The sequence below is a fragment of the Nostoc sp. DSM 114161 genome, from assembly GCF_052692665.1.
In genome coordinates this window covers 1,617,770-1,640,742 of record NZ_CP195141.1, presented here as the reverse complement: position 1 = coordinate 1,640,742, position 22,973 = coordinate 1,617,770, and the positions used below count along the sequence as shown (strand labels likewise).

The 22,973-nt window shown below is 40.4% G+C and carries 17 protein-coding genes and 1 tRNA gene; 11 read left to right on the top strand and 7 right to left on the bottom strand.

Annotated elements, in window-relative coordinates:
* The first annotated feature begins 102 nt into the window (after positions 1-102).
* On the top strand, positions 103-1,290 hold the full coding sequence (locus NSTC745_RS06960) for an HMA2 domain-containing protein (protein WP_445636499.1): 1,188 nt from the start codon (positions 103-105) through the stop codon (positions 1,288-1,290).
* A gap of 173 nt (positions 1,291-1,463) precedes the next feature.
* On the opposite strand, the gene NSTC745_RS06955 is transcribed toward NSTC745_RS06960, so the two are convergent.
* Positions 1,464-1,622, bottom strand: a complete 159-nt coding sequence (locus tag NSTC745_RS06955; protein WP_445636498.1) for a hypothetical protein — start codon at positions 1,620-1,622, stop codon at positions 1,464-1,466.
* Between the two features lie 195 nt (positions 1,623-1,817).
* Here NSTC745_RS06955 and NSTC745_RS06950 point away from each other — a divergent pair, with 195 nt between their 5' ends.
* The 7 genes from NSTC745_RS06950 to NSTC745_RS06920 all read left to right on the top strand — a co-directional run bounded on the left by NSTC745_RS06950 (position 1,818) and on the right by NSTC745_RS06920 (position 9,115).
* A complete protein-coding gene (locus NSTC745_RS06950; RefSeq protein WP_445636497.1) occupies positions 1,818-4,112 on the top strand; it encodes a heavy metal translocating P-type ATPase in 2,295 nt (764 codons plus the stop codon).
* Between the two features lie 73 nt (positions 4,113-4,185).
* Entirely contained in the window at positions 4,186-4,494 is a 309-nt protein-coding gene (locus tag NSTC745_RS06945) for a DUF5132 domain-containing protein (protein ID WP_445636496.1), read from the top strand.
* A gap of 167 nt (positions 4,495-4,661) precedes the next feature.
* Positions 4,662-5,243, top strand: a complete 582-nt coding sequence (locus NSTC745_RS06940) for an HMA2 domain-containing protein (RefSeq protein ID WP_445636495.1) — start codon at positions 4,662-4,664, stop codon at positions 5,241-5,243.
* A gap of 337 nt (positions 5,244-5,580) precedes the next feature.
* Entirely contained in the window at positions 5,581-6,654 is a 1,074-nt protein-coding gene (dhaK, locus tag NSTC745_RS06935) for a dihydroxyacetone kinase subunit DhaK (RefSeq protein ID WP_445636494.1), read from the top strand.
* Between the two features lies 1 nt (position 6,655).
* Positions 6,656-7,294 carry a dihydroxyacetone kinase subunit DhaL gene (gene dhaL / locus NSTC745_RS06930; protein WP_445636493.1) on the top strand — a complete coding sequence of 213 codons (639 nt, stop codon included), beginning with the start codon at positions 6,656-6,658 and terminating at the stop codon, positions 7,292-7,294.
* Between the two features lie 13 nt (positions 7,295-7,307).
* Positions 7,308-7,853, top strand: a complete 546-nt coding sequence (locus NSTC745_RS06925; protein WP_445636492.1) for a hypothetical protein — start codon at positions 7,308-7,310, stop codon at positions 7,851-7,853.
* Between the two features lie 68 nt (positions 7,854-7,921).
* Positions 7,922-9,115 (top strand): hypothetical protein, encoded by a 1,194-nt coding sequence (locus NSTC745_RS06920; RefSeq protein ID WP_445636491.1) that lies wholly within the window; start codon positions 7,922-7,924, stop codon positions 9,113-9,115.
* Positions 9,116-9,148: 33 nt separating this feature from the next.
* Here the strand turns inward: NSTC745_RS06920 and NSTC745_RS06915 are convergent, their stop codons facing one another.
* The gene (locus NSTC745_RS06915; RefSeq protein ID WP_445636490.1) at positions 9,149-11,473 is read right to left on the bottom strand and encodes an IMS domain-containing protein; all 2,325 of its coding nucleotides are present in this window, start codon (positions 11,471-11,473) and stop codon (positions 9,149-9,151) included.
* Positions 11,474-12,270: 797 nt separating this feature from the next.
* On the opposite strand from NSTC745_RS06915, the gene pdhA reads away from it, so the two are divergent.
* The 3 genes from pdhA (at position 12,271) to NSTC745_RS06900 (ending at position 14,455) form a co-directional block, all read left to right on the top strand.
* Positions 12,271-13,305 (top strand): pyruvate dehydrogenase (acetyl-transferring) E1 component subunit alpha, encoded by a 1,035-nt coding sequence (pdhA, locus tag NSTC745_RS06910; RefSeq protein ID WP_445636489.1) that lies wholly within the window; start codon positions 12,271-12,273, stop codon positions 13,303-13,305.
* A gap of 148 nt (positions 13,306-13,453) precedes the next feature.
* A complete protein-coding gene (locus NSTC745_RS06905; protein WP_445638549.1) occupies positions 13,454-14,323 on the top strand; it encodes an aldose epimerase family protein in 870 nt (289 codons plus the stop codon).
* A gap of 60 nt (positions 14,324-14,383) precedes the next feature.
* Positions 14,384-14,455, top strand: a tRNA-Lys gene (locus tag NSTC745_RS06900).
* A gap of 89 nt (positions 14,456-14,544) precedes the next feature.
* On the opposite strand, the gene NSTC745_RS06895 is transcribed toward NSTC745_RS06900, so the two are convergent.
* The 5 genes from NSTC745_RS06895 to NSTC745_RS06875 form a co-directional block, all read right to left on the bottom strand.
* Positions 14,545-20,373 carry an AAA family ATPase gene (locus tag NSTC745_RS06895; protein WP_445636488.1) on the bottom strand — a complete coding sequence of 1,943 codons (5,829 nt, stop codon included), beginning with the start codon at positions 20,371-20,373 and terminating at the stop codon, positions 14,545-14,547.
* Positions 20,374-20,431: 58 nt separating this feature from the next.
* Positions 20,432-21,982 carry a cation:proton antiporter gene (locus NSTC745_RS06890; RefSeq protein ID WP_445636487.1) on the bottom strand — a complete coding sequence of 517 codons (1,551 nt, stop codon included), beginning with the start codon at positions 21,980-21,982 and terminating at the stop codon, positions 20,432-20,434.
* Between the two features lie 100 nt (positions 21,983-22,082).
* Positions 22,083-22,628: an ISAs1 family transposase gene (locus NSTC745_RS06885; protein WP_445636486.1), complete on the bottom strand. Its 546-nt coding sequence runs from the start codon at positions 22,626-22,628 to the stop codon at positions 22,083-22,085.
* Complete coding sequence (locus NSTC745_RS06880; RefSeq protein ID WP_445636485.1) at positions 22,591-22,728, bottom strand: element excision factor XisI family protein; 138 nt, start codon at positions 22,726-22,728, stop codon at positions 22,591-22,593. The genes NSTC745_RS06885 and NSTC745_RS06880 overlap by 38 nt, the downstream gene beginning before the upstream one ends.
* Positions 22,716-22,958: an element excision factor XisH family protein gene (locus NSTC745_RS06875; RefSeq protein ID WP_445638548.1), complete on the bottom strand. Its 243-nt coding sequence runs from the start codon at positions 22,956-22,958 to the stop codon at positions 22,716-22,718. The genes NSTC745_RS06880 and NSTC745_RS06875 overlap by 13 nt, the downstream gene beginning before the upstream one ends.
* Between the last annotated feature and the right edge of the window lie 15 nt (positions 22,959-22,973).

The window sequence follows — 22,973 nt, the reverse complement described above, 5'->3', positions numbered from 1 at the left end:
TTAAGCTATACTTAACCTATTGTTAACCTTTGGTTGGGTCTAGTTATCGGGTAAATGACCAATATTATTAGTAGTCACGAGAGGTTAAGTCCGCATCAGAGTATGTCTTCTGACTTAACCTCTCATCAGCATCAAAGTGATGAAGTAAAACTAAATACCAGTAGAAGTGACACAGCTGCACAGTCAGAAGTGCAACTGCCTTCAGAGACATTGGAAATTGTTCATGCCACTGCTGGGCGGGTAAGAATCCGCGCTAGCGAGGGGATTTCCAAATCAACAATCAAAAATATATCCCAAGGCTTACGCCAGCAGTATGGGGTGAAAGAAGTTGCTGCCAATGAGCAAACAGGCAGTATAGTTGTCAGTTTCGATGCAGAAAAACTTTCACTGGCAGAGGTTTTGGGACTATTGCAACAATTTAATATTCACCAAGCTCAAGTTTCGCCGACCTCAAACACTCAAGCAGATCCGTTTGCTGCATGGAAGTCCCTTGATTTTTGGAAGGAACAGTCTATTTCATTGATTCCTTTGATGACAGGGTTAGCAGTCACAGGTGGGCTGGGGATTAGCGGCTTGGCATCGATTCCAGTCTATATGATTACCGCAGAAGCTACTCGTAAGGTAATTGATTCTTTTGAAGAAGCTTTGGGATCGGAAAAGTTGCAACAATTAAACAGCAAGCCAGACGCCGACTCCAAAAATAAGGCAAATTCTTTTGGTCACAACCAAGAGGTGCAAGATTTGAAGGGTAAAAATTCAATAACACAGCCAGCAAAAATTGCTTACAGTGTAGTCCATGCAATTCCGGGACGTATCAGATTTCATTTGCCTCGACTAGCTGAAGATCGTGCCTATGGATGGCGGCTAGAGAGGTTGCTCAACAACGATCCCCAAACGATCGGCGTGCGTGTGAATAATGGTGCAGCATCGATCGCCATTTCCTATCAGCCTAGTCAGATTAGCGTCAGCCATTGGGTAAATCTCATGGAGTTGGCATTGGAAACTAATCCACCTAGCGATCCCATCAAAGTTGCACAACCACAAACATCTCAAGAAGAACTGAGTCAGATAACACAAACAGACACTACAACTGTGTTGGACGACACAACTTTAAATGTGAGTCATACGGCACAATCAAACAACACCAACGTGTTAGAAGACACAACTCTACAACAGAGTCGAACGACAAAAGTAGAGAACGCAAATCTAAACTTATCAAGTTTATGGGCTGATTTAAAACCAGCAAGTTTGTCTTATTCCTTAGCCATGATGGCGAACTTTCCGTTATAGACGGTTCCACACTTAGGAACACTGGAGGGTAACAATGGAGGGTTCTAGCTTACAACTAGATTCAAGCGATGTATACGACGGGCTGCGCCTGTGCACTTACAGACAATCTGCAAGCGTAGTTCATAGCATTAGGTATACACATAAAAGCCGAGTCGGATTATGTGTGCCTGGGATTAATGAAAATTTGGAATATCAGCAACATAAAATCGAGTTGTTGCAAATAAAGCGTCTTTGAAGCGGTAATATCGCATAGCCGACGCGATTAAACCTGCTAGAAATGTAACAGCAGGGATGGCAAATGCGATCGCTTTTAATAACAGAATTTCAAACATTAAAATCTAGCACTCAGCTAAAGGTACGGAGTGGAGAAATTTTGACTCTGTTGGAATTTTCTGCTGTTTCCTTTACTTGACAGACCACTAGGTTATAGATCCCCGACTTCTTTAAGGGGATCTGAACGCTCACAAGTCAGCCACTACTTGTTCATCGCATTAAACAAGTTTGTAAATTTATACAAGATATAACGAATGGCACAAGTCACAGTTAAACCACCATCCCTACGAATTCAAAAATCTCAGGAAATTATAGACAAACAGAGTCAAATAATTCCTTTAGTGCAAAACAATGGCATTTCTCTGCCGGAGAAAAATGGACATTCCCGCAGACATACTGCTCAAATTACCTACAGTGTTGTTCATCAAATACGGGGAAGGATGAGGTTGCGCGTGCCTCGATTACGTTACGATGCCGACTATGCTCAACGTCTTTTAGCTTTAGTAGAAGCCGATCCCGTCTTTAGTAACGTCCGAATCAAACCAGCGGCGGCGGCGTTAGTTGTGAATTATCAATCGAGTTCAGTTGCAGATGCGAAAGTGCGATCGCGTTTGAGTTATCTGATTGGCGCAGCCAATGACATCGGGATAGTTGTGCCCAAAGCTAACAATTCATTAGCTACCCAACCAACAGAGGATGCAGAGAATCCCTGGCCTGGGATGCAATTTTCGGCTATGGCTACCGGTTTGGCTGTGCTAGGAGGGCCGTTAGGACTACCGATCCCCCCTCTCATAGTGGCGGGAACCATTGCCCTAGCAACCTTACCGGTCTTCCAAAGGGCAGTAGGAGGAATCGTCAAGCAACGCAAATTGAACATTGACTTTTTGGATTTTCTGGCGATCGCAATTACCACCGTCCAAGGTCAATTTCTCACGCCATCGTTGATGTTGAGTTTAATTGAAATCGGTGAAAACATCCGCGATCGTACTGCCCGTTCTTCTAAATTGCAAACTCTAGATTTACTCAGTTCCTTAGGGCAATTCGTCTGGGTTGAACGCAACGGAGTCAAAGAACAAATCCCGATTCAAGATGTACAACGCGGCGATACAGTTATTGTCTATCCTGGGGAACAGGTGCCAGTTGATGGTACTATCCTCCGGGGTAAAGCCTTGCTAGACGAGCAGAAACTCACCGGCGAATCAATGCCCGTCTTAAAAAGAAAAGGACAGCCAGTTTTTGCCTCAACCTTGATGCGTGAAGGTCGAATTTATATCTTGGCGGAATGGGTAGGTAATGATACCCGTGCCGGACAAAGCATCAAGTTAATGCAAGAAGCACCAGTCCATGATACCCGCATGGAAAACTATGCCATCAAAGTTGCCGAAAAAGCTGTTGTGCCAACTTTGTTGCTTGGTGTGGGGGTATTTGCCGCAACTCGCAATCCTGCAAGGGTAGCTAGCGTCCTTACCCTAGATTTATGCACGGGAATTAGGGTATCAATTCCGACAACAGTTTTGGCAGCACTGACTTATGCAGCCAAGCACGGCATCCTGATTCGTAGCGGTCGGGCATTAGAACAACTAGCAGCAGTTGATACAGTTGTGTTTGATAAGACGGGCACTCTTACAAAAGGTGAAGTGTCAGTTGTCAGAGTCGAGAGTCTGAATGCTGCAACTTCAGACTTGCGGGTATTGGAACTAGCTGCTGCGGCTGAACAACGGCTGACGCACCCCGTAGCTGAAGCAGTGATTCGCTATGCCGAAGCACAACAAGTAGCGATCCCCAACCGTAGCAAGTGGGACTATCAATTGGGTTTAGGCGTACAAGCCGAGATTGACGGCGAGACTGTTTACGTTGGTAGCGATCGCTTTTTGCGTCAGCAAGGCATAGACATGGAACTTCTCAATGGGCATCACCCAGGAGACTCACTGATTTACGTCGCTAGTAACAATCAACTTCAGGGTAGAATAGTCTACAGTGATATTCTGCGTCCTGAAAGTCAGGAAGTAATTACCCAGTTATTGACAGTTGATGGCGTAGAAGTTCACATGCTCACCGGAGATAACAAGCGAACAGCTAATGCTGTAGCTGCTCAACTGGGGATCGCGCCAAAGCATACCCACGCCGAAGCTTTTCCGGAACAAAAAGCGACAGTTGTCCGCCAACTACACGAACAAGGTAAAACAGTTGCATTTGTAGGGGATGGAATCAACGATTCGCCAGCTTTAGCCTACGCTGATGTTTCAGTATCCTTCGCTAATGGTTCGGAAATTGCGCGGGAAACGGCAGACGTGGTGTTAATGCAAAATGACTTGCATGGTTTATTAGAAGCGATCGCGATCGCTCGTAAAGCCAAGCAACTAATTCATCAAAACACCAGTATTGTTGCCCTTCCTAACATTGCAGCGATGTTTGTTGCCGTGTTCTTTGGTCTTAACCCCTTAGCGGCAACAGTAGTCAACAACGGCTCAACAGTAGTTGCAGGCGTCAATGGTTTGCGTCCAATTCTCAAACCTTCACCAAAAAAAGCTCTACCATCTGCAAGATGATCCAACTCTTTTAAGAAGAGTATCCTAGAACGCTTTACAACAATTTTTCAACTTAACAGGAGGAATTTTAACTATGGCACCTAAAATTACCGATTTCATTGAAGATGCTGGCCCTGTAGGAATTGTAGCTGGAATTGGCGCAGTTATCCTGGCTCCCGTCCTAATTCCCCTCGTTGCTGGAATTGGTAAACCCATAGCCAAATCCGTAATCAAAGGCGGACTTGCTGCCTACGAAAAAAGCAGAGGAGCCATTGCAGAACTTGGTGAAAGCTGGGAAGATATTGTCGCTGAAGCTAGGGCAGAACTAGCTGAAGACAAGCAAACTCCAGTATTTGAAGCTGCGAGTAGCCCCGTTGACAACACCTCAGATAATGGTGCCTAAAACACTCAAAAAGGGGAATTAGGCATGGGACAAGGGGACAAGGAGACAAGGAGACAAGGGGAAAGAATTACTCTAACTTCTCCCCTGCCCCCCTGCTCCCCTGCTCCCCTGCCCCCACTCCCCACTCCCTTATTTAAAATCCAACTCCAAATCAGGACGGCAGTTGTGTGTTGACAAATAGTCATGGTAATCTGACCGAGATGCCCAAAATTATTGAGCAAAAAGCTTTCAGCAATTTTTCCAAACGAATATCTACAAAAATTGTCAGCAATACTCCAGGACGGCTACGCTTGAGAGTTGCTCTACCCCATCGTCAAAACGGGCAAATGCAACGCATTGCTAATGCACTCGCAGCGCAACCTTACATTAATAAAGTGCGGACTAATATTCATCATGGTAGTATTGCGATCGAACACGATGGCAAAGATGATACACTGAAAAATGTAATTGGCACACTCACAGATTTAGGAGTTATTTTCGCCGATATTACTGAGGGTAACTCTGAAGCAGCAGTAGGCATTACAAATGCAGTTTTTAACTTAAATAAAAAAGTCGAACTCGCAACGAAAGGCGAAATTGACTTGCGGGTTATTTTTCCCTTAGGGCTGAGTATCCTTGCTGTGAGACAGTTACTAGCTAAGGGTTTGCAATTTGAAATTATTCCCTGGTATGTATTGGCGTGGTATGCCTTTGATAGTTTTATTAAACTGCATGGCGTCAGCAAACCACAATCAACAGCTAATGACTAAATCTTAGGAGATGAAAGTTTTCTCCAAAGTAATTTGATTTGGCGAAATTGTAGGTGGCTAATAAAGTGTACGGGTAGGGGCACAACATGTTGTGCCCCTACGATTATCTGTAGCTCACTTTTTTGCAATCTGTTGGATTTCGAGTCTCATAAAGTTGCAAAAACTAAAATAAATCTGAAAAATTCCATATCAAGTTTAAATGGTCTGCAATCGTGTATCTTGATTATCAGTTGTCAGTTTCATCCGTTGGGTAATTTGTTTACGATCGCAGCATACGCTCTGGGGAATGTTAACTGTTGACTGATTTCAAATACTGTTTGTCAGAAGTGACCAAACCATGAAAAAGCTGATCAACAAGCCAGAAGACTTTGTACGCGAAAGTCTAGAAGGTATGGCAGTCGCTCATTCTGATTTAATTAAAGTCAACTATGACCCTGCTTTTGTCTATCGAGCTGATGCACCCGTTAAGGGAAAAGTAGCAATTATTTCTGGTGGAGGTAGCGGTCACGAACCGATGCACGCTGGCTTTGTGGGTAGAGGAATGCTCGATGCAGCTTGTCCTGGGGAAGTTTTCACTTCACCTACCCCCGACCAAATGCTAGAAGCAGCCAAACAAGTAGATGCAGGGGCTGGTATTCTTTATATCGTCAAAAATTATAGTGGCGATGTGATGAACTTTGAAATGGCAACGGAATTAGTGCGTGCTGAGGGCATCCGATCGCTAAATATTTTGATTGATGACGATGTGGCAGTCAAGGACAGTTTGTATACCCAAGGACGACGCGGTGTCGGAACAACAGTACTGGCGGAAAAAATTTGCGGTGCAGCTGCCGAAGAAGGGTATGATTTAGCACAAATAGCAAATTTGTGTCGTCGGGTAAATTTGCATGGGCGGAGTATGGGAATTGCTCTGACATCCTGTACGACACCAGCCAAAGGAACGCCGACATTTGAACTGAGCGATGGCGAAATCGAATTAGGTATCGGTATTCACGGTGAGCCAGGAATAAAACGCACAAGTATAAAATCAGCAGACGAGATTACCGAAATTTTGACGCGATCGCTCATTGAAGATACAGCATACACTCGCACAGTGCGCGAATGGGATGAAGACAAGGGAAAATGGGTTGATGTGGAACTCATCGACCCACCACTTGTAAAAGGCGATCGCTTGTTAGCTTTTGTCAATGGTATGGGTGGAACTCCAGTTTCGGAATTGTATCTTGTTTACCGCAAACTTGCCGAAATCTGCCACCAACAAGGATTGCAGATTGTACGAAATTTGATTGGCTCTTATATTACATCTCTCGAAATGCAAGGTTGTTCCATTACTTTATTGAAAGTAGATGATGAAATCATCAAGTTATGGGACGCACCAGTAAAAACGCCGAGTTGGCGTTGGGGAATTTAATATGGTTACTCAGGCGCAGATATTACAATGGTTGCAAGCATTTGCATCGGAAATAGAGCAGAATAAAACATATTTAACAGAATTAGATGCAGCGATCGGAGATGCTGATCACGGGATAAATATGGATCGTGGATTTAAAAAAGCGATCGCTCAGTTACCCAATGTTGCAGACAAGGACATTGGTAGCATTCTCAAAACCGTGAGTATGACCTTGATTTCCTCTATTGGCGGTGCTAGCGGCCCTCTTTACGGCACTTGGTTTTTGCGAGCCAGTGCAGTAGTAGTTCTTAAGCAGCAACTAACAGAAAAAGATATGTTAGAGCTACTGCAAGCGGGTTTAGACGGCGTGCTGCAACGTGGGAAAGCCCAACTGGGAGACAAGACAATGGTAGATGTCTTATCTCCGGCTGTGGCAGCTTTTCGGCAAGCTGTAGAAGAAAATCAAGGTACTGTGGAAGCTATGCAACAGGCTGTAGTGGCTGCCCAAAAAGGGTTGGAGGAAACTATACCAATGCAGGCGAAAAAAGGACGGGCTAGTTATTTGGGAGAAAGGAGTGTAGGACATCAAGATCCGGGAGGAACTTCTACTTATTTGATGTTGAAGAGTTTGTTAGAGGTGTTAGAAAGTTCTGGGGAATAACCATCTAATTGCCATGACATCTTTTGAATCAAATAGAATAAATGCTGTTCAAGTGAATCATGTTCGTTTTGAAACACTTGTACCACAGCAAAGATTAATTATTCCTCTCAAAAAAGAAAATCTAACAACTTTTGTACAGTTTGGTTTGCGTATCACTAATTTTTCATCTAACCCATATAGTTTCAAGTTATTTGGATTGAAGCCAGAAGTTAGAAACAGTCAGGAAAAATTGTTAAAGCGAATTTATCACGCAAACGCAACTGTTGGACTTGACGAGTCCCATTTTTTTATAGTTCTACCTGGAGAAAGCTTGACTAGCTTTGTAGATGGTGAATTACGTTGGTACTTACACAATAATGAACTTGTAATGCAAGGACAGGATAATATCGGTGGCTATTGGTATTTTCACAATCTTAGTTTAGGAAATTATAGAATTAGCTTTACTTATAGAAACTCAACACAATCTGAATTGAATAAATTGTTTCTTCCTATAGTTATAGAAAACCTTTGGGCAGGTAAAGTTACTACACCCTTGGTAGAATTTTGGTTGGTTAATTAAAACAAGACTTGATGATTTTTGAATTCTAGCCTTTATATAAATAATTAGAAATTCACAGGATAGCTAATATGACATCTTTTGAATCAAACCGCGATAACGCTTTTGATTTTGATAATAACTCTATGCAAATCTGGCAGCCAGACCTAATAGTGTTACCTATCCCTGAAAAGATGTCTCGTACTGTTAGTTCGGTGCAAAGCGATATTTATATTACAAACAACACAAAAAAATCGTTTTATTTCAACCCTGTTGAAACTATTATTCCAGAACTTATGACAACAGGCAAAGAAATCCTGCAAGAATTTTTTGCAAAAAATGAGTCTGCTGTCAGCGTTCAAACAAATAAACTTTCTTCTCAAAGCTTAAGATTAAAATTAACACGTTTGTTAGCAAATTTTACCAAGTTATTTAAACGAAGCGATTATTTGTTAGTAGAAGCAGGAAGTACTAGAGCTATCGATATAAATATAAGCATGTTTTGGCATAATAACCAGCTTATATTTAAGTTTTATGTCGCTCAGTTTCGTTTTATAACGCATACTAAATATTGCTTATTTAATGTAGTTCCTACAGAAAATTATCAGCTTCGGTTTATTTATTTACCTGCTAATAAAAATAGAAGTGGCTCAAACATAAGGAAACTCAGAATTACACAAGAAACAAAGTCGAGTCAGTTAGCAACTTCTTTCTTGAATATCTACTTAGTTCAACCTATAAAGACTGAAACTAATGCAGTGGAAGTAGATGGTATTCAGTTTGAAACTGTAGCGGCACAATCTTTGATAATACCAGAGAAAAAGCGTGAAGCAGAGGTTTCTTTGCAAATTGGAATGGAGGTTACTAATAAAACTCAAACCCCCTTTCGCTTCGATTTCTTTGCCACTTTGGTTCCCGAACTTATAGGAGCCAATGGCCAAACGCTACAAAGAAGTTACTTTTGTCGATTGCTTCAAGCACCTAGAGAATCTGATTATCCATTAGCTATGCCAGGAGAGAGCATAAGATGCTTTCCAGATGCAAAGCTATTTTGGTTGAAACTCGATGTATTGAGCTTACAAATCGCTGCTGGAGATGGCGGCTTTTGGATTTTTAACAATCTTCAACCAGGTGTATATAAGTTTCGGTTCGCGTACCAAAAGCACAACTCTTTTGTGAAAATAAATGATAAAACAAAAGCAGGCACAAAATCACTTAATTGGAAATATAAGACTATGGTATTTACACCATTTGTTGACTTGTGCTTTAACAGTGGAGATGATTAATTAATTTAATATTTGCCTTTTCATAGATATTAACTAAAAATTCCAACTAATTTGATCGACAACCGATATACTCTGAATACGCCATTTAGTTCCGTATCGAACTAGATCGTATCGAACTCGCAAATTATCATTAGAAGAACCTTGAAACTGACCGTTTTCATATAAATGTGTGGCTTCTTTGACTGTAGCTTCCACTGCGGCGCGATCGCTAAATAAATCAGGTTTTTCTACAGATTCAATCTTGAGGCTATGATTGTACTTGCGATACCGGTTATCTGAGCGCTCTTGTTGAGCAATCAACCGCCATTGAGACAAAGCTGAACCAGCTAAAATCTGGTCTAAATTATTAATTTGATGGTTAGGCCCTAAAGCTGCGGCTTTGGTAGACAGCCAAGTTTGAATTATTTCCTGTGCTGTTGCATTTGTCAAAGTACCTTCTGCTAATTCTGGCTTCTTTACTTCAGGAATAAATACAGGTGGTTGATTTATCTGTACAAATAACTGTAAATCAGGCTTAGGTGCTGTGGGAAAAAATAGGTTTTTTATCCATCCAAAAGCTGTTGTAGCTAACACCCAGAAAACTAATATAACCACTAGGGAAATAAACACTCTCCACACCAGCCGTGTTTTCCCTTCTATAGTGTTAGCAAAAGTTCGCCGCCGTCGTCGCGGACGAGGACGAGGACGATTATCAGGTATACGTTCTCGGCTAACAGGTTGAGTAGGTTTTCTTCGCCTACGCTTTTGGTTTTGACTCGGTGTATTAGTCCTACCCGAACCATTCCAATGCTGATTATTAGGTCTGGTCATGCGTTCAGCAGTAGGAGGCGGTGCAGCAGTTACTTCTGGTTTGGCACTTTCAGATGAATTCCATCTCGGTGGGGAGATATTTGAATATTCGGGTCTTTGTTGTGTTGGTGTTTCTGGTATATTTGGGTCGGGTGTTGGATTGCGATCGAACTGTCGAAAAGTCCCAGTTGAATTGTTAGGAAAACGTGGATTATTTGCCTGTGGCTGTTGAAAAAGCTGCGGATTAATTACACCAGATTCATTAGTTGTTTGGGCATCGCTTGGCAATGCTTCTAAATAACCTTGCACCTGTGGGTTAGCAAAGTACTCTTTAAGAGAAGCTTGCTGATTTGCCAAATCTCGAAAATGGGGAAATACTTCGTGTTGCAACCACTGTTCTGTATACAAACACAACCCTGGCAGCAAATCTGGAGAGTCTTGAGATTTTTCCCGAATAAAAACTAAAGCTTCATACTCTTGACTAAGTTCTAAAACACGAGTTGCTTCTTCGGTTTGTCCCAAGAGTAATGCACATAGCGACTGTTCTAAATGTACATCTTGGCGATTGCCTAGACGCGCTAGCATCTGCCTTGCTTGCCGAATTAAAGCCGGTTGTCGTTGAGCAAATCCTCTGGCTATCAAAGCATAAACAGCCAAGTAAATGGCAACAGCAGAAGGACGTTTACTTTCGGCTTCAAATAATTTGTGTTGTTCTGCGACTGTTAGGTGGTTGCGAATTTGCTGGATAAAACGCAGAAAATCATCTATGTTTAAACCAGAGCGATCGCTATTTGTGCCATCAATGCCGCCACGATCTTCTAAAAGATTTTGCAATAATTCCAGACCCTGGCGTCGTTCGGCAGTTTTTTCTTGGGGTAGTGCCAATAACTCTAAAATTCGATACGGGCGCAATTTATAGAGATCTGCCTCAATTTCTGCCTGTACGCTGGTAAATAACCCTTCCCGAACTAGCAATTCCTCACCAGTTTCTAAGGATACAGCAGCATTTTCGTAGTGACCTTGCTGCCACTGTTCGCGTCCTAGTTCTAAACAAGCAAGGGCAACAGTGAGAACGACATCGGGACGTTCGGGACTTTCTTGTATTTCTTCGTCTGCTAAATTATTGCCTTTATTGTTACCGGAAACACTGTTTTTATTCACTAGGTACGGACGACCTAGTTTCAGTACGATTTCGTATTCCCCTAATTCTTGCAAAATCAACAAAGCGCCAACTAATTCATCTTGAGAAACATCGATGCCCAAATTTTGGGCGTCAATACTCCTTTTGTGGCTTTCTTTGGGATTTTCTCCTGCTACCGTGCCGGCAGCAACGTTATCAGGGTCATAGGCGTGGGCGAGATAAAGGTGATCGTAAGTACTGCGTTGTTTTGGATCTGATAAAACCACGTAAGCTTCTTCTATAAGTTGTTTACGAGAAGAAATTGCTGCTTGAGAATACTCACGTCTTGGCAATTGTACAATGCGATCGCTGTATGCTTGCCGCAATTGTTCGTCACTTGCCGCTAACGGTAGTCCTAAAATTCGGTAGTAATCTAGCGGAATTCGCACAGTCCACTTCCCCTGCACCGCGATCGACATAATTCACCTAGAGCGTTCCAGGCCAGTAAAACCGTGCCATAATAATGCCGTGTAGAATCTACTCTACAAGTGTATATTGCAACTACTTGTTTTGTACCTTCCCGAAATTTTGAGTCACATTTTAGTACTAATTTTTCGCCTTCGCCTAGAAAGCTTCAGCTTTTTGTCTTAATTCTTAGTATTTTTTGTTTAATACAACCTTTGATACCATAAACCACTATTACCGCTGTTGTCACGGTATAAATGTTTTGGTTACAGAAGTATATAGATTTTTTCGGGACTTTCCGGAGTATACAGTTAATAAACTACTACTTTTGGAGGTTTGACCCTGATAACTAGAGACGAAAATCATATCATATTTAACCTTTAATTACAATTACCCATTTAGGTATAGAAACTTTTGCCTCATTTTTTTTAAATTGTTAGTGGGTATGCAGAAACAAGTCTATCTTGATTGGTAGCCTATCAAGGGGAATGGTAAGACAAAAAAAGCCCAAACACCAGATGTCGTATTTTAAGTTACATCCCCATAGGGTTATGGGCGCAAAAGTTAAAATTTCGCTTGGGAAAGTTGAGCGGTATCCAAACCGACACTATCGACTTTTCCAAAAATTAAAAATCCACCTATTCCCTAAAGTCCTTTTTTGGTGCATAAATAAAGTTTGACTGTTGACTCTTAACGTTAGCCTGTTATAGTCTCAGACGTTATCAGACCAACTTATTTAAGACCGTAACTTTAATTTGTAGAACAGGGATACTGGAAAATAATGGTTCAAGAGCGTACTTTACCCACATTTAATGCTGCCACTAGCCGCATTACTAAAGAAGAAGGGTTACGGTTATATGAAGACATGGTATTAGGGCGCTTATTTGAGGACAAATGCGCTGAAATGTATTATCGGGGCAAAATGTTTGGTTTTGTCCATTTGTATAACGGTCAAGAAGCCGTTTCCACTGGCGTTATCCAAGCGATGCGGCCGGGTGAAGATTACGTTTGCAGTACCTACCGCGACCACGTTCACGCTTTGAGTGCGGGAGTACCAGCAAAAGAAGTCATGGCAGAGTTATTTGGCAAAGCCACAGGTTGCAGTAAAGGGCGCGGTGGTTCTATGCACATGTTTTCTGCCGAACATCGCTTACTAGGTGGCTATGCGTTTGTGGCAGAAGGAATTCCCGTTGCAGCCGGAGCCGCTTTTCAAAGCAAATATCGCCGCGAAGTGCTAAAAGACGAAAGCGCCGACCAAGTGACAGCTTGCTTTTTTGGCGACGGTGCAGCCAACAACGGTCAGTTTTTCGAGACGTTAAACATGGCCGCTCTCTGGAAACTGCCGATTCTGTTTGTGGTAGAAAATAATAAGTGGGCAATTGGTATGGCTCACGATCGCGCAACTTCCCAACCAGAGATTTACAAAAAAGCCAGCGTATTTAATATGGCGGGCGTAGAAGTAGACGGTATGGACGTGTTAGCTGTCCGTGCTGTTGCCCAAGAAGCCGTAGCCCGCGCTCGTGCTGGAGAAGGCCCGACATTAATTGAAGCGCTGACCTACCGTTTCCGCGGTCATTCCTTAGCAGACCCCGACGAACTACGTAGCAAAACTGAGAAAGAATTTTGGTTTGCCCGCGACCCAATTAAAAAGTTAGCAGCTCATTTGCTAGAGCAAAACCTGGCCAGTGAGGAAGAAATCAAAGGCATCGACCGCAAAATTCAAGAACTAATCGACGAAGCAGTGAAATTCGCCGAAAGCAGCCCCGAACCAGATCCCAGCGAATTGTATCGTTTCGTTTTTGCAGAAGACGAGTAATTTTGGGGGAGTAGGGAGTAGGGAATAGGGAATAGGGACTGAGTAGAGACGCGATTAACCTTTGTCTTTACAAGAGTTAAGAGTTATTCTCCCCATCTCCCTATCTCCCTATCTCCCCACTCCCCACTCCCCATTAGGACTAAAACCCGTGTTTACCATTGCAGTTCAACAGCAACAGTACAAAACTTACATCCTTTCAGATGAAACCGCTGGTTCTCAACTGGAAGTTGTCCCAGAACGCGGTGGAATTATTACGCGTTGGCGGATACAGGGGCAAGAAATTTTCTATCTGGACGCCGAACGCTTTGCAAATCCCGATTTAAGCGTCAGGGGCGGAAATCCGATTTTGTTTCCTATCTGTGGCAATTTACCGGATAACGTTTACACCCACGACGGCAAACAATACACTCTCAAACAACATGGCTTTGCCCGTGATTTACCTTGGCAAGTAACCGACCAAGTAACTCAAGATAAAGTTAGTCTCACCCTCGTCCTCAACAGTAACGAGCAAACACGGGCTGTTTATCCTTTTGAGTTTCAGGTAACTTTCACTTACGAACTCCAAGGTAATACCTTAGAAATTCGCCAGCAATATCAAAATCTTTCATCCGCATCCCTGCCCTTTTCTTCGGGATTTCACCCATATTTTCTGACCCATGATAAAAACGGGCTAGAGTTTGAAATTCCCTCTCAGGAATATCAAGACCAAAGAACCAAAGAAATACACCCCTTCAACGGCAATTTTGACTTCAACCAGGATGAAATTGATGTTGCCTTCAAGCAGCTAACTAGTAAATCAGCAAGTGTGACGGACAAGAACCGCAAGCTAAAGCTGACTTTAGATTATGGCGATGAATATCCCATTTTGGTATTTTGGACGGTCAAAGGCAAAGACTTCTACTGTCTAGAACCGTGGAGCGCTCCTCGCAACTCCCTAAACACTGGCGAATATCTAACCATATTAGACCCAGGCGGTAGCTACACAGCATCTGTACGGTTGACAGCAAATTTTTTCTAAACCCCTTTACAAATCTATAGATGTCTGTGCTATGATGGCAAAGTTGCGAATTGAACGCAAGGGTCGCTAACTCAACGGTAGAGTACTCGGCTTTTAACCGATTAGTTCCGGGTTCGAATCCCGGGCGACCCATAAAATTATGATTCAGGTTGACGCGTAGACATGATGGGCAGAGGGGCAGAGGTGCAGAGGTGCAGAGGGGAAAATTCCTAACTCTTCACTCAGCACTGCTGAATATGGCGCTCAATCCAATCTCCATTGAATATTAATTGGTAAATACGGTTTTGGACTTTTAGAGAACCTTGTTGTTTAATAATTAGTCCTGATAAAAGTAATTCTTTTTCTTCTGGACTATCAACGGAAAGTATTTCTCCTTGGTGTAAAATTTGTCGGTAAAGCTCTAGGAGTTTGTTAAGTTGTAAATCGCTATTGAGAATGCGATCGCGAATCGTTCTTAAATGCTCCGGCTCATCCTGGGATTCCCAATTTTCTATTACATTTGTTATTACCAAATTTTTTATCCACTCGGCTTCAGTGTTTGCTGGAATCACAGATGAAGAGTTACGAATGAGCTTACAGAGCTTTTGAGTGAGAAAAGGTTGTCCGTTAGTCCAGTGTAATACTTCTCTGATGACTTTGCGAATGGCGATCGCGTCGCTAACTTTTTCTTTTAATCCTTCCCCTAAAGGATAGACTTCATCTTCTTTGAAACCCTCTAGTTGAATTGGTTGACCAATATTAAATGGCGTTCGCTTGTGGTCTGAGATTAAATCTGAGGGTGTTGCTACGCCAAAGAAAGCAAAAGTTAAACGCTGATATTCTAAGTTGATACTACGCTGGTTGTAACAGAAGCGTACCAAAGCAAAAAAGTCATTAACAGAGAAGTTTAAACCTAAGACACTATCAATTTCATCGACAAATATATAAATTTTTTCACTCCGAACTTGCTTGAGTAAAATATTTTCAATAAATTGGCTCAATTTTTGGGTGGGTGACAAATCTTTGTACTCATTCCACCAAATTGGAAGATTTACTTTGTCTAACAAATCAAAATTTTGCCATAATTCCACTGCTAACCCCAAGTACCATTGAGCAGGGGTAATGTTGTCACTACCAATACGCGTTAAATCAATTGCCGTACAACTAAATCCTTCTTGCTGGAGATAATGCATCATGCGTACCATCAAACTTGATTTACCCATCTGTCTGGCATTTAGTATGTAACAGAATTCACTATGCCTGAGTGCTTGATAAAAGTCACGGTCAGCAGAACGCACTACGTATGTGGGAGCATCCATTGGCAAACTACCACCAATTTGATAATCATAGGTAGAAAGTTGTTCTGAACTTTTAAGTAGGTCGTTTTCAAATTTGAGCTTTTCTTGAGTAATTTTGAGTTCTTCTAGCGTTTTTAACAATTCTTGATTTCGTTCTTCAACTTTTTGTTCTAAAGTGCGGTTGTAATCTTCTAATTGTTCGTATAAACGGGAATTTTCAATAGATATGGCAGCTTGAGCAGAAAGGATTTTTAAGATTTCAATGCGCTCTGGAGTAAATGCGTGTGTGATTAAATTATTTTCTAAATATAAAATGCCGCTTGATTTACCTTTATGAAGTAGAGGAATGCAAAGAATCGATTTTGGTTGTACAACAGTAACGTAAGGATCGGTGATAAATTGCCCCTCATATTCTGCATCATCTAAAACCACATTTTCCTGGCTATGGGCAACATAGTTAACAATTGCAGTTGAGAGAAGAGGTAAATGGCGAACAGTATCTACAGTATCTATGGCGATAGATTGTAAAACGGTAACATTATCGTCATCCATTGCTCCTTCAGCTTCAATAACCCAATTTGCTGCCTTTTCAAGTATCAAAAAACCTCTTTGAGCGCCTGCATTTTCAATACAGATTTTCATTAGCTTTGTTAGCAATTTATCAAGAGCGATTTCACTAGCTATGGTTTGTGAGGCTTTGACAACAGTTATCAAATCAAGCTTTTTACTATCATTATTACTTGTAGAGATAGTACTAATGATGTCTTTATCCCCTGTTTGGCTGTTAACATTTACCAATAATTGGGGATATTCAGTTTCCAGGTTTTTAACTTTGGCTGTTGCTCCCCATTGGACATAACAAAAATGAGCATTTTTTAGGTAAAATTGACCAATTTCTTCTCTACCATTCGCAAGATAAAATTCGGCTGCACGTTCGTAAGCTATAGCTTCTTCATGAATGAACCGATATTTTTTTGCACCTTGAATAGCTTGTTCGTAAAGTTCTTCAGCTTGCCAATTTTGTTTTAGCGATCGCGCTTTTTCAGCTTCCACTAAAGCATATTTATGTTGAAAATTTTCTGGGCAATGATTAGCCCATTTTTTCATAATTTCTTGATTTTCTTCTACTCGTTCAATTAATTTTTGTTGCTGGTCGATATCACAACTATTATAATGAGCAAGATAGGAAAGAGACGAATAAAAATTATGTTGCGGAGCTGTTAAATATGAGCTAGAAGCTTTGACAAATTTTTCAGCACTAATTCCGTTAACAAAAGCACTACTATAATCTTTTAAAAAATAAAAATAAACTGTTCTTGCAAAATATACAAAAAAGATTAACCATTCACTATTATTTTGCAGCCAAATTTGTAGATATTCTTCCTCTTCCGCTTGAGAATTGCCAATAAATAACTTGTTTGGATTATTTATTTTTAAATCTATTTTTAATAAGTTAATTGCTAGTCTATGAAGTATTTCTATGGAATAAATAGCAAATTGGTGTTTTAATATTTTGAGCGACTTAGAATATTTTTGGTAATCTCGCTCAACCTCTTCTAAACTATGTCCGCATAAAAACTTTATCAAGCAATAATTTATAGCGGCATAAGAAGCAAACTCATTTTCTCCAGTATCTAGACCTATCTTAAACCCATGTACTAATTTATTACGTGCAATAATATCTGTTAAAGGCTCTTTCCAGTGCCATATTTGGCCGTAATACATTTGTGTAACAAACGCTTCTAGCTTGGGATTATTAATTTTTTTGAGTATATTTAGACCAAGTTTACCAAACTTATATCCATCATTAATATCTTTTTTTATGCTACATAAAAGCATTCCATAAGTAGTATAAATATAAGCTGCATGAGGTGGATTTCCATATTGAATGCAGAAATTAAGCTGAGTTAGTATGACCTCAATAAATAGGGAAAAATTAGTCGTATGTGTAGCTGAAATAATTTGTTGTAATATTAGTGTAGCTGCTATTTTCGACTCTTCCTTCATCACAGGTAAGTTAGCTAAATCTTCAATATTCTTTCCCTGCAAAGCTAATTTTATAAAATCTTGCTGTTGTTCAATCTTCTTCTCTAGATCGCCAGTTTGTTCGGATATACTTATTCCCAGTTCTAACAAAGTTGTTAGCGCAATATTTATCGCTTTATCTGTTTGAAAAATGGTAGAATAATATAGGATTTTTATTCGATTTATTTTGGCTCGTTGGAGAATTCCCTTGCTTCGTTCTAGAACTATTTGAGATAGTCTTTCAAATCGTTCAAATTTAGTATTTAAATAAAGCATCTCCAAAGTTTCTATATGTAATTCCCACGTCAATTTATACTGTTCTTCCCAGCTATTGGATGCTAAAAATTTTAATCCAGTTTCTAAATATTTCAGAGCAGGTTCGTAAGCTGTGGATGCCTTAGACTTTTTAGCTGCTTGAAGATTTAATTTAGCTAACTGCTCTCTTTCTAGTTGTTCGGTAACTAATTCTGCACCTTCATTAAGCTGATTGACAATATTAAAAATATTTTCTTCTAAATTATCTTCTGGGAAATTATTTAATAGAAGACGACCTATCTGTAGATGAACTATTTTTTTATGTTCTTCTTCAATAAGACTATAAGCGGCTTGTTGAACTCGGTCGTGTAAAAATTTATAAGGAATAGGTTTTGGATATTTGGGGATGAAAGCAGAGGAAATTTCAGAAGTATCAGTTGACATTTCCTCCTGACTCCATAGCAAGGGGAGTTTATAGTCATCATTTAAGGGAATAATCAATCCTTCCTTGAGTGCTGGCTGTAATTCTTGAGAGGTATCTGTTTGAGATTTTCTATTAACAAGTGAAAGAATTTCTAAATTAAATTGGTTTCCTATACAAGCGGCTAATTTTAAAACTTTCTGTGTGGCTTCATCAAGTTTCTCAATTTTATCGACCATTAACTCAACTACATTATCAGTTATTCCTACTATTTCGATTTTCTGAATATCCCATTGCCAAAATATCGCTTTACTTTCTACCTTGGTAATAGCAAACTGAGGAGCATTAAAAACTAACAGTTTTTCTTTGTATAATGTTTGGAGTAATTGCGTTACAAAAAAAGAATTACCACCAGTTTTTTGATTTATTAATTTAGCCAGAGAGGTTACATTTTTGATTGAGCAATTTAGAGTATCAGCAATTAATTGATTGATATCCTTAATCCCCAAAGGTTGAAGCATTATTTGGTTTACTCTAGCTTCTGCCTTTTGAATTTGCTCTAAGGTGTGCATTAAAGGGTGGGTAGGACTAACTTCATTATTTCGATATGCTCCGATTATCAATAAATATTGGCTGTCAGTGTTGGTTATTAATAGCTCAATTAAATTTAAAGATGCTAAATCCGCCCACTGTAAATCATCAAGAAAGATAGCTAATGGATGTTCTTTTTGGCAAAAAATGTTAATAAATATCTCAAAAAATAAGTTTAAACGATTTTGTGCTTCAGTTACTCCTAGTTGCTCAATAGGTGGCTGTTTCCCAATAATCTTTTCCAGGTCAGGAATTACATCAATAATAATTTGGCCGTTATTTCCTAAAGCTTCTAAAATTTTTTCTTTCCAAGTTTGTAAGGTTATTTCAGATTCACTCAGGAGTTGACGAATTAAGTCACAAAAAGCTTGGGTAATTGCGCCGTAGGGAATATCTCGCTGTAACTGCTCAAATTTGCCATGAATGAAATATCCTCGTCTGTGTGTAATAGGTTTGTGAATTTCATTGACTAAGGCAGATTTGCCAATACCCGAATAACCAGAAACTAGTATTATCTCATTAGTACCTTGGCTGACTCGCTCAAAGCTAGCTAAGAGTTGAGAGATTTCCTGTTCTCGACCGTAAAGTTTTTGGGAAATCTGAAATTTTTCGGAAATATCCTGACGCCCCAAAGAAAAGTATTTAATTTTTCCTAAAGTTTGTAACTGATAAAGACAGTTTTCTAAATCAGCTTTTAATCCCCTAGTACTTTGATATCGTTCCTCTTGAATTTTGTTTAATAATTTCATCACAATCTTAGAAACCATCACAGGAATCGAAGGAATTCGCTGGTGAGGTGCATCAGCTTGTTGTGCGATGTGGCAATGGACTAACTCCATTGGGTCAGTTGCTTCAAAAGGTAACTGATTCGTCAATAGCTGATAGAATGTGACGCCCAAAGAATAAAAATCACTGCGATAATCTATTCCCCGATTCATTCGACCGGTTTGCTCTGGAGCGATATAAGCTAAAGTTCCTTCTAATTGATTTGGGTTGCGAATCGTCTGATTTTCTCGTGATAAACGAGTAGAAATGCCAAAGTCAATAATTTTTAACTGCCTAGTTTCTGGATTGTAGACAATATTTGAGGGATTAATATCTTTGTGAATAATATTAGCGTCGTGAATAGCAGCTAAACTCTCAGTTATTTTCACGGCAATAGTCAGAAACTCTTCTAATACAAACTGCCGCTGCGATCTTAAGATTTTTAAGGAGCTACCGCCAAAATCTTCCAAAAACATTACTAAACTATTTTGATATCGTTCTAATCCATAGGCTTTAATAATCCCGTCGGCATTAATTGAACGCGTAATTTCATATTCTTGTTTATAACGGTTTAGTTCTGAGGTCTTAGGATAGTTTTCTTTGAGAATCTTCAAGATAATTGGTTGACGATCGGACTTAAGAATAGCTCGATATACTAACGAATTCTCACTTTCATAAATTTGTTGCAAAATCTGATAATTTTTGATTTTGTTCATGATTTAGAAAACTAGTTTTTCAAAGAATTATGCCCTATGTACCATAGCCAAAAATCAATTAATCATCCTCAAGTGTTAGTAATTGTTCATCAATAATTCTCATTCGCTCTTGCACAATTTCTTCTGAAAGAATTCGCTTTCGTAATGCCTCATTGAGCGCTCCTTTTTCTGCCAGGAGTAAACGGCGGCGGATGGCATCAAGTTTACTGAGTTCGCCATTTTTGCCTTCCAACTCCTCAGGACGCCGATTATAAAGTTCTCGCACTGCTTTTTCGGCTTTGGCAATTCGCACCTGATAAGCCGAACGCATTTCTTCATAGACAGCTTTTGGCAACACTCCTGATTTCAAGAGGCTATCTAATTCGTCTTGTGCAGATTTGCTTGTCATCAACTCGGCTTGCAATTCTTCAACCTGTTGCTGAACTTGTGAAAATTGAGATAATTTTAAGCGTTTGACTACCCAAGGCAAACTCAAACCCTGTCCCACTAATGACACCAACACACTGCCAAATACTAAAGCAATGAGGATTTCTCGCCCCGGTAGTGTGGTAGGTAGGCTCAAAGCTAAAGCCATTGAAAGCGAACCTTTAATATTTCCTAAAAACAGTAAATGTTGCCAGCGCACGGGAATTGGGCGGTCAAACCAACGAATTCCTGCTAATAGTGGATAGACTGTAAGAAGTCGCCCGACTTGATAAGCTAAAACTGCAAATATGATTGCAGGTAAGGTTTTCCAAAGCGTTAGCAGGTTTATTTCGACACCAATTAATAGAAAAATAAAGGTATTAACGGTAAAACTGGCATATTCCCAAAAACTCAACAATGTGATGCGACTAGAAGCAGAAGTATTGCGAAGTCCTAAATTGCCAAAAATTAATCCAGCTACAACTACGGCTACGGCACCAGATACACCCAAAGATTGCCCGACTTGAAAAGTTCCTAAGGCAACTGCAACTGTTAGCAAAAGACTGCTGAGGGGATCGTCTAAACGAGCGAATACAGGTATGCTTAAGTACCCCAAAACTAATCCGACAACGCAGCCTCCTAAAGAAATAAATAACAGTTGTTGAATTCCCTCTAGTAAAGTGAGCGAACCTGTGGAATATACTTGCGATATTAGATTGAAGGCAACTAGAGCAGCGGCATCATTAAATAAGGTTTCTCCTTCCACAATTGTGGAAAGCCGAGGGGGTACTGGTATTTCCTTAAAGACGGCAATCATGGAAACTGTATCAGTGTTTGCCAAAATTACTCCGACAAATAAGGCAGGTATCCAACTTAGCCCCAGCCCAAATTTCAAGAGAACGGCAATAATACCACTGGAAAGCACAGCCCCAGGCCCGGCTAGCAGGGCAATTGGTTTAAAAGTGCTGCGTAGGCGGCTGACATCTGTATTAATACCAGCTTCAAATATGAGAATTGGCAGGAAAAGATTTAAAACAAGGGTTGGATTTAAACCAAGGGGACGAGACAATAATTCAGTGATTGGTAAACCTGCCAATACTAAACCAGTGACATAAGGAATTCGTAACTGCCGAGATAGCAAAGCTACACCTGTAGCCACCAGCAAGAGAATAATTGAAATTTTGACTAGTTGAGTTACATCCACTATTACTTTCTGAGAATTTATTTGAACAATAGTTATCAATCAATACAGTTCAGTTAAGATCCCCCCGCCTGCAGCGACCCCCTTAAAAAGCAGGGCTGTTTCATTCCCCAAGTGCAAGTATTTTGTCAATCTTATGAGAGAGAAATCTTTGGGCAATTGTGATGGAAACAGAACCATTTCGACGAAGTATATTAAGAGCGCTCGCTCGCATAATTGAAAGATTTGCAGGAGCCTTAGCCATACTTATAGTTGAATTATCTTCATTCAAAACTACATCCTGAAACGGCAGTCGCCTCAAGTCGGGAAACCCGCCCACAGCGCTGCCTCCCCAATGGAGGCGATTTTCGATACCCCAATGTCCGCGAATACCATGAGGAAATTCTTTCGCTGTGCCAACTATACTACTGATATAACAGACAACCTGGCGATATGCTTTACCCGTGCGGGTTCCGACTCTTTCAACCCCGATTAAAGACTTAATACCCGTCCAGTGGGAATCGATCAAAGTCAAATCATCAAAAACTTCGACGGTACGTGTTGTAAACCGATTTCTAGTTTTTTCAGTTTCGATATGACGGCTGACTGGCTTTTTGAGTGCAGCAATGCGTTTAATATGACGCTTCGTAATGGTCTCGTTGTGAGTCAATGACAGCTTCCGTCTCTATTTGACCATTAGCAGGTTTGTGACTAGCATATTCAAATATCAACTGACGAATAATTTCACGATAGTGAGTTAGCTTATCCATTTGATAATCCTCTCTAGTTGCTCGTCAAAGACAATTAGTTTGATTCCTATGCTATTAAGAATTAGCTGACCAAAGCGTTCGGAAAAGATACCTTCGTAAACTCGTTTGGGAACTGCTAAATAAAGCTGGCGTTTTGGCTCTAATTCTTTAAGTACAGTGCAATATATTTCATACTGTCCGACTGGTTCTTGCAGGTCACTTACTGGAGACAAACTCAAAAAACTTTTGATTTCAACAGCTATTTT

What these genes read in the sequence shown, in the direction of transcription:
- NSTC745_RS06920 (WP_445636491.1), top strand. Translation starts at nt 7,922, where the DNA reads ATGACATCTTTTGAATCAAACCGCGATAACGCTTTTGATTTTGATAAT.
- NSTC745_RS06925 (WP_445636492.1), top strand. Translation starts at nt 7,308, where the DNA reads ATGACATCTTTTGAATCAAATAGAATAAATGCTGTTCAAGTGAATCAT.
- dhaK (WP_445636494.1), top strand. Translation starts at nt 5,581, where the DNA reads ATGAAAAAGCTGATCAACAAGCCAGAAGACTTTGTACGCGAAAGTCTA.
- NSTC745_RS06945 (WP_445636496.1), top strand. Translation starts at nt 4,186, where the DNA reads ATGGCACCTAAAATTACCGATTTCATTGAAGATGCTGGCCCTGTAGGA.
- pdhA (WP_445636489.1), top strand. Translation starts at nt 12,271, where the DNA reads ATGGTTCAAGAGCGTACTTTACCCACATTTAATGCTGCCACTAGCCGC.
- NSTC745_RS06955 (WP_445636498.1), bottom strand. Translation starts at nt 1,622, where the DNA reads ATGTTTGAAATTCTGTTATTAAAAGCGATCGCATTTGCCATCCCTGCT.
- dhaL (WP_445636493.1), top strand. Translation starts at nt 6,656, where the DNA reads ATGGTTACTCAGGCGCAGATATTACAATGGTTGCAAGCATTTGCATCG.
- NSTC745_RS06950 (WP_445636497.1), top strand. Translation starts at nt 1,818, where the DNA reads ATGGCACAAGTCACAGTTAAACCACCATCCCTACGAATTCAAAAATCT.
- NSTC745_RS06880 (WP_445636485.1), bottom strand. Translation starts at nt 22,728, where the DNA reads ATGGATAAGCTAACTCACTATCGTGAAATTATTCGTCAGTTGATATTT.
- NSTC745_RS06895 (WP_445636488.1), bottom strand. Translation starts at nt 20,373, where the DNA reads ATGAACAAAATCAAAAATTATCAGATTTTGCAACAAATTTATGAAAGT.
- NSTC745_RS06960 (WP_445636499.1), top strand. Translation starts at nt 103, where the DNA reads ATGTCTTCTGACTTAACCTCTCATCAGCATCAAAGTGATGAAGTAAAA.